At 68.4% G+C, this 7,514-nt stretch carries 7 protein-coding genes; 4 read left to right on the top strand and 3 right to left on the bottom strand.

Annotated elements, in window-relative coordinates:
• The 3 genes from G3N62_RS23025 to G3N62_RS23015 all read left to right on the top strand — a co-directional run.
• On the top strand, nt 1-395 hold a 395-nt coding region (locus G3N62_RS23025; RefSeq protein ID WP_206141307.1), incomplete at its 5' end, for a hypothetical protein.
• Nucleotides 396-405: 10 nt separating this feature from the next.
• A complete protein-coding gene (gene pbpC / locus G3N62_RS23020; RefSeq protein WP_034187897.1) occupies nt 406-2,643 on the top strand; it encodes a penicillin-binding protein 1C in 2,238 nt (745 codons plus the stop codon).
• A 159-nt stretch (nt 2,644-2,802) separates the two neighbouring features.
• Nucleotides 2,803-3,492, top strand: coding sequence for a hypothetical protein (locus tag G3N62_RS23015; protein ID WP_049031139.1), 690 nt, complete (start codon nt 2,803-2,805; stop codon nt 3,490-3,492).
• A 22-nt stretch (nt 3,493-3,514) separates the two neighbouring features.
• On the opposite strand, the gene G3N62_RS23010 is transcribed toward G3N62_RS23015, so the two are convergent.
• Both G3N62_RS23010 and G3N62_RS23005 read right to left on the bottom strand, forming a co-directional pair.
• On the bottom strand, nt 3,515-4,036 hold the full coding sequence (locus G3N62_RS23010; RefSeq protein WP_034187899.1) for a GNAT family protein: 522 nt from the start codon (nt 4,034-4,036) through the stop codon (nt 3,515-3,517).
• 17 nt (nt 4,037-4,053) lie between these two features.
• Nucleotides 4,054-5,301, bottom strand: coding sequence for a multidrug effflux MFS transporter (locus tag G3N62_RS23005; protein ID WP_034187900.1), 1,248 nt, complete (start codon nt 5,299-5,301; stop codon nt 4,054-4,056).
• A gap of 295 nt (nt 5,302-5,596) precedes the next feature.
• On the opposite strand from G3N62_RS23005, the gene G3N62_RS23000 reads away from it, so the two are divergent.
• Entirely contained in the window at nt 5,597-6,130 is a 534-nt protein-coding gene (locus tag G3N62_RS23000) for a hypothetical protein (protein WP_124669903.1), read from the top strand.
• Between the two features lie 98 nt (nt 6,131-6,228).
• Here the strand turns inward: G3N62_RS23000 and G3N62_RS22995 are convergent, their stop codons facing one another.
• Nucleotides 6,229-7,125 carry a glutamate/aspartate ABC transporter substrate-binding protein gene (locus G3N62_RS22995; RefSeq protein ID WP_049034956.1) on the bottom strand — a complete coding sequence of 299 codons (897 nt, stop codon included), beginning with the start codon at nt 7,123-7,125 and terminating at the stop codon, nt 6,229-6,231.
• Nucleotides 7,126-7,514 lie beyond the last annotated feature (389 nt).

Below are 7,514 nucleotides of genomic sequence, written 5' to 3'. Positions count from 1 at the left end.
GCATCGATGTCGCTCTGCGCGGCGACGTCGTGCGCGTGCATCTCGACATCGATGCGCAGAGCGACATGACGTGGGTCGCCGTCAACGATCCGATCCCGGCCGGCGCGACGATCCTCGGCTCGGGCCTCGGCCGCGACTCCGAAGCGGCAACGCAGGGCGAGAAGACGCCGGACGGCGCATGGCCGGCATTCATCGAGCGCGATTTCGACGGCTACCGCGCGTACTACGACTATCTGCCGAAGGGCAAATTCTCGGTCGAGTACACGGTGCGGCTGAACAACGTCGGCACGTTCGGGCTGCCGCCGACGCGCGTCGAGGCGCTGTACGCGCCGTCCGTCCACGGCCTGTGGCCGAACCCGCCGATGACCGTGAAGGCGCCCGACGCGGGCAAGTAACGAGACCGTGATGATCGATCTGGCATGGCCGCGGCCGGCGCGTTTCGCCGGCCGCGTATTCGTCGCCGTCGTGCTGGCCGCGCCGCTGGTTGCACATGCGCTGCCCGGCTACGACGACGTGCGCCGCAACTGGCGCAGTTCCGACTGGGTGCTGCTCGCGCGCGACGGCACGCCGTTGCAGCGCACGCGCGTCGACCTCGCCGAACGGCGCGGCGACTGGGTATCGCTCGCGGATGTCTCGCCCGCGTTCCGCGAGGCGATCGTCGTGTCCGAGGACAAGCGCTTCTACGAACACAGCGGCGTCGACTGGCGCGGGATCGCCGGCGCCGCGTGGGGCAACCTGTGGAACGAGCGCACGCGCGGCGCGTCGACCGTCACGATGCAGCTCGCCGGGCTGCTCAGCGATTCGCCGCGCCGCTCGGGCCAGCGTTCGCTGCCGCAAAAGGCCACGCAGGCGATGAACGCGCTGCTGCTCGAACGCGGCTGGCGCAAGGACCAGATTCTCGAGGCCTACCTGAACCTGGTGCCGTTCCGCGGCGAGACGGTCGGGCTCGGCGCGCTGTCGCAGGTGCTGTTCGGCAAGGCGCCGTCGGGCCTCGACGCGCGCGAGGCGGCGATCGCGGCTGCGCTCGTGCGTGCGCCGAACGCGGCGCCGGCGAAGATCGCCGAACGTGCGTGCCGGATCCTGCGCGACATGCACGCCGAACCGGCGTGCGCATCGCTCGACGGTTACGTGCAGCTCGTCGTTGCGCGCCCCGCCAGCGCCGTGCGCGATGACGGCGCCGCCCTCGCCCCGCACTTCGCACGGCGCATCGCGGCCGAGGTCAAACCGGCGGCCGGCGCGCAGGTCCGCACGACGCTCGATGCGCCGCTGCAGCGCTTCGCGCGCGACACGCTGATGCGCGCGCTGACCGAACTCAATGCGCCCGCGCACCGGCGCAACGTGCAGGACGGCGCGGTCGTCGTGATCGACAACGCGACCGGCGAGATTCGTGCATGGGTCGGGTCGTCGGGCGCACTGTCGAGCGCGCGCGACGTCGATGCCGTGCTCGCGCCGCGCCAGGCCGGCTCGACGCTCAAGCCGTTCCTCTATGCGCAGGCGCTCGACGAGAAACGGCTGACGGCCGCGTCGCTGCTCGACGATGCGCCGATCAACCTCGCCGCCGGCGGCGGCCTGTACATTCCGCAGAACTACGACAAGGATTTCAAGGGCTGGGTGAGCGTGCGCAGCGCACTCGGCGGCTCGCTGAACGTGCCGGCCGTGCGCACGCTCGTGCTCGTCACGCCGCACCGCTTCGCGCGCACGCTGACCGCGCTCGGCCTGCCGCTCGCGCAGGAAGGCGACTACTACGGCTTCAGCCTCGCACTCGGCAGCGCCGACGTCACGCTGCTCTCGCTGACCAACGCCTATCGCGCGCTTGCGAACGGCGGCGTCGCGCGCAAGGTCGTCGACCTGCCGGCCGCGGCACCGGCATCCGGCGCATCGACGCCCGCCGGGACGAATGACGGCACGCGCGTGTTCAGCGAGGCGGCCAGCTTCATCGTCACCGACATCCTGTCCGACAACAACGCGCGCGTGCGCACGTTCGGCTTCGACAACCCGCTCGCGACGCGCTTCTTCTCCGCCGTCAAGACCGGCACGAGCAAGGACATGCGCGACAACTGGACCGTCGGCTACACGTCGCGCTATACGGTCGGCGTGTGGGTCGGCAATGCGGACGGCTCGCCGATGTGGGACGTGTCGGGTGTCACGGGCGCGTCGCCCGTGTGGTCGGCCGTCGTCGGTTATCTGCACCGCGACCTGCCGAGCCGCGCGCCGCGCGCGCCGGCCGGCGTCGAGACGCGCCGCATCGCGTTCGAGCGCGACATCGAGCCTGCACGCAACGAGTGGTTCCTCGCCGGGACGGCGGTCGACACGATCCGGCTCGCGGCGCCCGTCGCGCCGGGCAAGGACGGCGCGCGCGCGCCGCTGACGATCGGCGCGCCGACCGACGGCACGATCTTCGCGATCGACCCGGACATTCCGCCGAGGAATCAGCGCATCTGGTTCGAGCGCTCGGCCGGGCGCGCGACGAAGTTCGCGTGGCGGCTCGACGACAAGGTGATCGGGCATGCCGACCGTATCGCATGGCTGCCGTGGCCGGGGCGGCACCGGCTCGAGCTCGTCGACGCACGCGGCAACGTCGCGGATGCGATCAGCTTCGAGGTGCGCGGCGCGTTCGCGAAAACGGCCGCGCGCAAGCCCTGAGTACGTGAACCGGCCAACCCCGGTGCAGAGGCATGTGCGTCGCTGTCGTCGCGACCGGGTCAAACGAGCCAGCAGCGCGCCGATCCGGGGCCTAGAATGAGAACAGCGCCGCCTTCCCGACGCGCATCGGTTGCCCCATTCTTCCGATCGTCCGCGACCATGAACATTCGCCACGAACGCTTCACCCGCCCCGCGCTGGGCGTCTTGTGCGTCGCAACGCTCGCCGCCCTCCAGGCGTGCAACGGCGATGCCTGCTTCGGCGTCGATGTCTGCTTCAACAACAATACGCAAACCGTCGCGCTGTCGGGTACGGCCGCGACGGGCGGCGCGCTCGCGAGCGCGCAGGTGACGGTCAGCTGCGCGGCCGGCTCGGCGACGACGCTGACGGACGGCGGCGGCAACTACCGCGTGACGCTCAACGCGACGCTGCCGTGCGTGATCACCGTGGCGTCGGGCGGCACGAGCCTTCATTCGCTCGCGTATGCAGGCGGCACCTTCAATACGACGCCCGAGACCGAGTTGATGCTGGTCTATCTCGCGGCCCAGCTCGGCACGAACACGGCCGGGCTGATCGGTCATTTCCAGGGCAGCCTGCACGATCAGCAGGTGATGAACGACCCGAACGCGGTCCAGGCCGCGCAATCGGCCGTCGTGTCGAACCTGCAGCAGCGCTATGCGGTCACGCTCGCTGCGCCGGCGTTCCTGACCACATCGTTCGTGGTCGGGCAACCGGGCGTCGACAGCGACCTCGTCGCACTGGCCAAGGCCGGCGCGATCGACTCGAACGGACAGCCGGATCCGGTTGCCGTTTCGCTGTTGCAGCAGGCCGGCGCCGCGCATCCGCTGTAACGGGCGCGACGGGAATCAGCCGTCAGGTGCCGGCTTCGCGCGCGTCATCCGCCAGCAGCGCCCAGCGCTCGTGGTCGCGCCATTCGCCGCCGATGCGCAGATAGCGCGGCGAAAAGCCCTCTTTCGCGAAGCCGAGCCGCCGCACCAGCGCGATCGACGCGTGGTTGCCGGGCTGGATGTTCGCTTCGAGCCGATGCAGTCCCAGCTCGCCGAATGCGACGGCGATCGCCGCGCGCAGCGCATCCGTCATCAGCCCCTTGCGGCTGAAATCCGCCATCCCGTAGTACGCGAGATACGCGCTCTGGAACACGCCGCCGACGATCTCGTTGAGGTTCACGACACCGACCACCGCGCCGGACGCCTGCTCGCGGGCGACGAGGCCGACGTTCGGCCCCGTCAGGCAGCGGGCGAACCATGGGTCGAAACCCGCCTGATCGACGAACGAGTCGACCCACGGCAGATGATGATTGCGGCTTGCGCGATTGGCGGCGATCAGGTCGGCGGCGTCGGATCGGGCGACGCGGTTCAGCAGGATTCGGCTCATGGGTCGGCCGGCCGCGCTTACGCGGCCTCCCCGCGCCCGCAAACGACCGGCGCGGCCTGTTGCTGCGACAGGTAGCGCAGCAGCTTCGTCACCATCCACACGACGATGAACGACAGCGCGACGAAGAACACCGCAAGCGGCGTCAGCACATGGATCGACACGAAGCCGGCCAGCCCCATCATCGCGGACGACACGAGCAGCAGCGCGCAGCCGAGGATCGCGCTCGTCAGCCCGGCGATATGCGGAAACAGCGAATTGCCCTTGGCCATCAGCGTCGGATACATCGCGCCCGCGCAGAAACCCATCACGAGCACCGGCGTGGCGAGCGTCCACACGCGCAGGCCGACGGTCAGCGCGAGCACCAGCATCGTGACCGATGCGCCGGCCATCACGCGCGCGCCGATGCGCAGCCGTTGCTCGGCGCTCGGCAGCCCGCGCCCGTGAATCCGGTTCGACAGCCCGCCGAGGAAATACATCAAGCCGATCCCGAGCGCGAGATAACCGAAGAAGGTCGGCGGCTTGTGCAGCGTGGTCTGCACCATGAACGGCCCGACGATGTTGAACACGAGCAGGATGCTGTAGCACAGCCCCTGGGCGAGGAAGCAGCTCTGGAACACCGGGCTCGCCAGCACCTTGCCCGCGTTCGTCATCAGCGTGCGCGGCTCGAGATGCACCGGCTTCGGCAAGGTTTCGCGGTAGTGCCACAGCAGCGCCCACATCACCAGCGAGTAGACGAGCAGGAACACGAGGCACGCCCGCCAGCCGAACCATTCCTGCAGGTGCGCGCCGATCACCGGGGCGATGATCGGTGCGAGCCCCCACGCGATCGACATGTACGTGAACGCGTGCATCAGCGCCTGGCCCGAGAACGAATCGGTGATGATCGCCTTCGCCAGCAGGTTGGTGGTCGCGATCCCGAAGCCCTGCAGGCAGCGCGCCAGGATGAACGTCTCGAGGTTCGGCGCGCCGAGCGACAGCAGGCAGCCGATCGTGTAGATCACGAGCCCGAACGCGAGCACGCGCTTGCGCCCGTACGCGTCCGCGATCGGGCCGAAGATCAGCTGGCCGAGCGCATAGGCCGCCATGTAGCCGGACACGCTCGACTGGATCGCCTGCGGCGTGGTCGCGAACGAGCGCGCCATGTCGGGCAGCGCGGGCACGTAGATGTCGATCGCGAGCTGGCCGGCGGATGCGAACAGACAGATCAGGAACAGCAGGAAGCGCGGCGAATTCGACTCGCGCGCGGGAGTGAGCGTGGCGTTCATGACGACTGGGAAGGAGATCGGGCAGCGGTGCCGCACCGTCGATGTTCGAATGTCGAACAGGCGTGCGATCGTGGCGAATCCCGTATTGTGCCTGTTGTGGCGCCAGGCGACCGGATTCCCCCTGGCGCGGGCGAGGTTGAATGCCGCGCGGCCCTTCCGGAAAGGCGCTGACCGGGGCGGCCGGCCGCGGTTTTAATGTTGATTTAAGCCGACGGCGGCATTGTCCCGGATGGCTCACTCCGTGAGCCGCACGTCATTGTTGATTCGATCAGTCTCGTTTGATGGAGATACGAAGATGCGATTCCGTTCGTATATGGCGGCGGGCGCGCTGGCACTGGTGCCCGTGCTCGCCTTGGCCGGCCAGGCCGGCGCGGCAGCCGCCGCCCAACCGATGTTCGTCGACGTCGACGGGCAGGCCGTGCCCGTGAAAGCCGAAACGCGCGTCGTCCAGACGGCCGTCGGCCCGATGAAGGTCAGCACGTGGAGCTGGCACGGCCCGCAAGGCGGCGCGAGCTTCGAGATGCAGACGTCGTCGTCGGGCGGCATGCCGCCTGCGGCAGCGTTGCGGCAGATGCAGGCCGCGCAGTACCGGATGCAGGCAGCCCAGGCGCAGATGGTCGCGATGCAGCAGCAGATGCTGGCACTCCAGCACATCGCGCTCGCCAACGCGTTCGCCATGCCGATGCCGCAACCGGTCGGGTTCGTGATGCCGGCGTGGGCCGTGCCTCAACCGGTGCTCGTCATCGTGCCGGCGCGGCCTTCGGTGCCTTCGGCGGCGCCGTCGGCACCGGCCCGGCCGGCTGCGCGCGGGCCCGAAATCAAGGCCTGACGCGCGACGCCGGCGCACGAGCGACCGGGCTGCAAAACAAAACCGCCGGCATGTGCCGGCGGTTTTTTCATGTGCGACGCGATACGCCGTCTCGGCGATCAGTACTGCGCCTGGTCCGTCGGATTCTTGAACAGCTGCTTCATCTCCGGCGACAGCGGATAGTTGAGGCTCACGCCCTTCGGCGGAATCGGCTGCATGAACCACTGGTCGTAGAGCTTCTCGGCCGCGCCCGACGTCTGCATCTTCGCGATCACGCCGTCGACGACCCGCTTGAACGCCGGATCGTCCCTGCGCATCATGCACGCGTAGTTTTCGTGGACGAGCGGCGTGCCCGACACCGTGTACGCGCCCGGGTTGCGGTCCTTCGCGATCTCGCCGTACAGCAGCGGCTCGTCCATCACGAACGCCACCGCGCGCCCGGTCGTGACGTTCATGAACGCTTCGGCGTGATCCTTGGCGCTGATGATCGTCATGTTCATCGCCTTCTCTTCGTTGAGCTTGCGCAGCAGGCGCTCGTCCGACGTGCCGGCCGTCGTCGCGACCGTCTTGCCGGCCAGGTCCGCGAAATCCTTCACGCCCGAGTCCTTGCGCGTGCTGAAGCGAATGCCGTACAGAAAAATGCTGTTCGAGAACGCGGCCTGCTTCTGCCGTTCGAGCGTGTTCGTCGTCGACCCGCACTCGAAATCGATCGTCCCGTTCTGCAGCAGCGGAATCCGGTTCTGCGACGTGATCGGGATTTCCTTCACCGTGAGGTTCGGCGCATTCAGATCCGTCTTCAGTTGATCGATGATGCGCGACGCGATGTCCCGCGAGTAGCCGATGTTCTTCTGCTGGTTGTCCGAATACGAGAACGGCACCGACGACTCGCGAATGCCGAGCGACACGACGCCCGTCTCCTTGATCTTCTTCAGCGTACCGGTAAGGGCCTGTGCGTGCGCGGCGCCCGCCAGCGCGCAGGACAGCGCGACAGCCAGCCAACGGAAACGGCGATCCATGCGTATCTCCTGACGAAACGTTGATCGAACCGCGATCGTACGCCCGACAATATTCGCGTCACATCAGGGCAAGCGTAAGCGACTTTCAACACCGGCCGGACCGTGAAAGAGGTTTTCCGTGCCGCGCCAATCGCTTCCGCGCCGCACGGTCACCCCGACCGGCCTCGCACGGGCTCGCCCCCGCCCTTTGTGCCACCCGTTCCAAACGCGCGTTCATGCTGCGCCGCACCGACGAAATCGTTTGCGGCACCCCCTGTTTTTCTCGCGAAACGCACTCAAGAAGCCGCCGCGCACGCCGTTACCCAGTGCATGGCGCGTCGCAGCAACCCTGCTGCAACCGTCAGACAAAAAAGACTAGGTCCGGATCAGCCGGACCAGCGCCACCGCCG

Origin of the sequence: Burkholderia sp. Tr-20355 (assembly GCF_017104685.1) — a bacterium.
GTDB lineage: Bacteria > Pseudomonadota > Gammaproteobacteria > Burkholderiales > Burkholderiaceae > Burkholderia > Burkholderia seminalis.
Note: the sequence above shows the minus strand (reverse complement) of the source record. Positions and strands in the feature narration are given on the sequence as shown.

What these genes read in the sequence shown, in the direction of transcription:
- pbpC (WP_034187897.1), top strand. Translation starts at nt 406, where the DNA reads ATGATCGATCTGGCATGGCCGCGGCCGGCGCGTTTCGCCGGCCGCGTA.
- G3N62_RS23015 (WP_049031139.1), top strand. Translation starts at nt 2,803, where the DNA reads ATGAACATTCGCCACGAACGCTTCACCCGCCCCGCGCTGGGCGTCTTG.
- G3N62_RS23010 (WP_034187899.1), bottom strand. Translation starts at nt 4,036, where the DNA reads ATGAGCCGAATCCTGCTGAACCGCGTCGCCCGATCCGACGCCGCCGAC.
- G3N62_RS23005 (WP_034187900.1), bottom strand. Translation starts at nt 5,301, where the DNA reads ATGAACGCCACGCTCACTCCCGCGCGCGAGTCGAATTCGCCGCGCTTC.
- G3N62_RS23000 (WP_124669903.1), top strand. Translation starts at nt 5,597, where the DNA reads ATGCGATTCCGTTCGTATATGGCGGCGGGCGCGCTGGCACTGGTGCCC.
- G3N62_RS22995 (WP_049034956.1), bottom strand. Translation starts at nt 7,125, where the DNA reads ATGGATCGCCGTTTCCGTTGGCTGGCTGTCGCGCTGTCCTGCGCGCTG.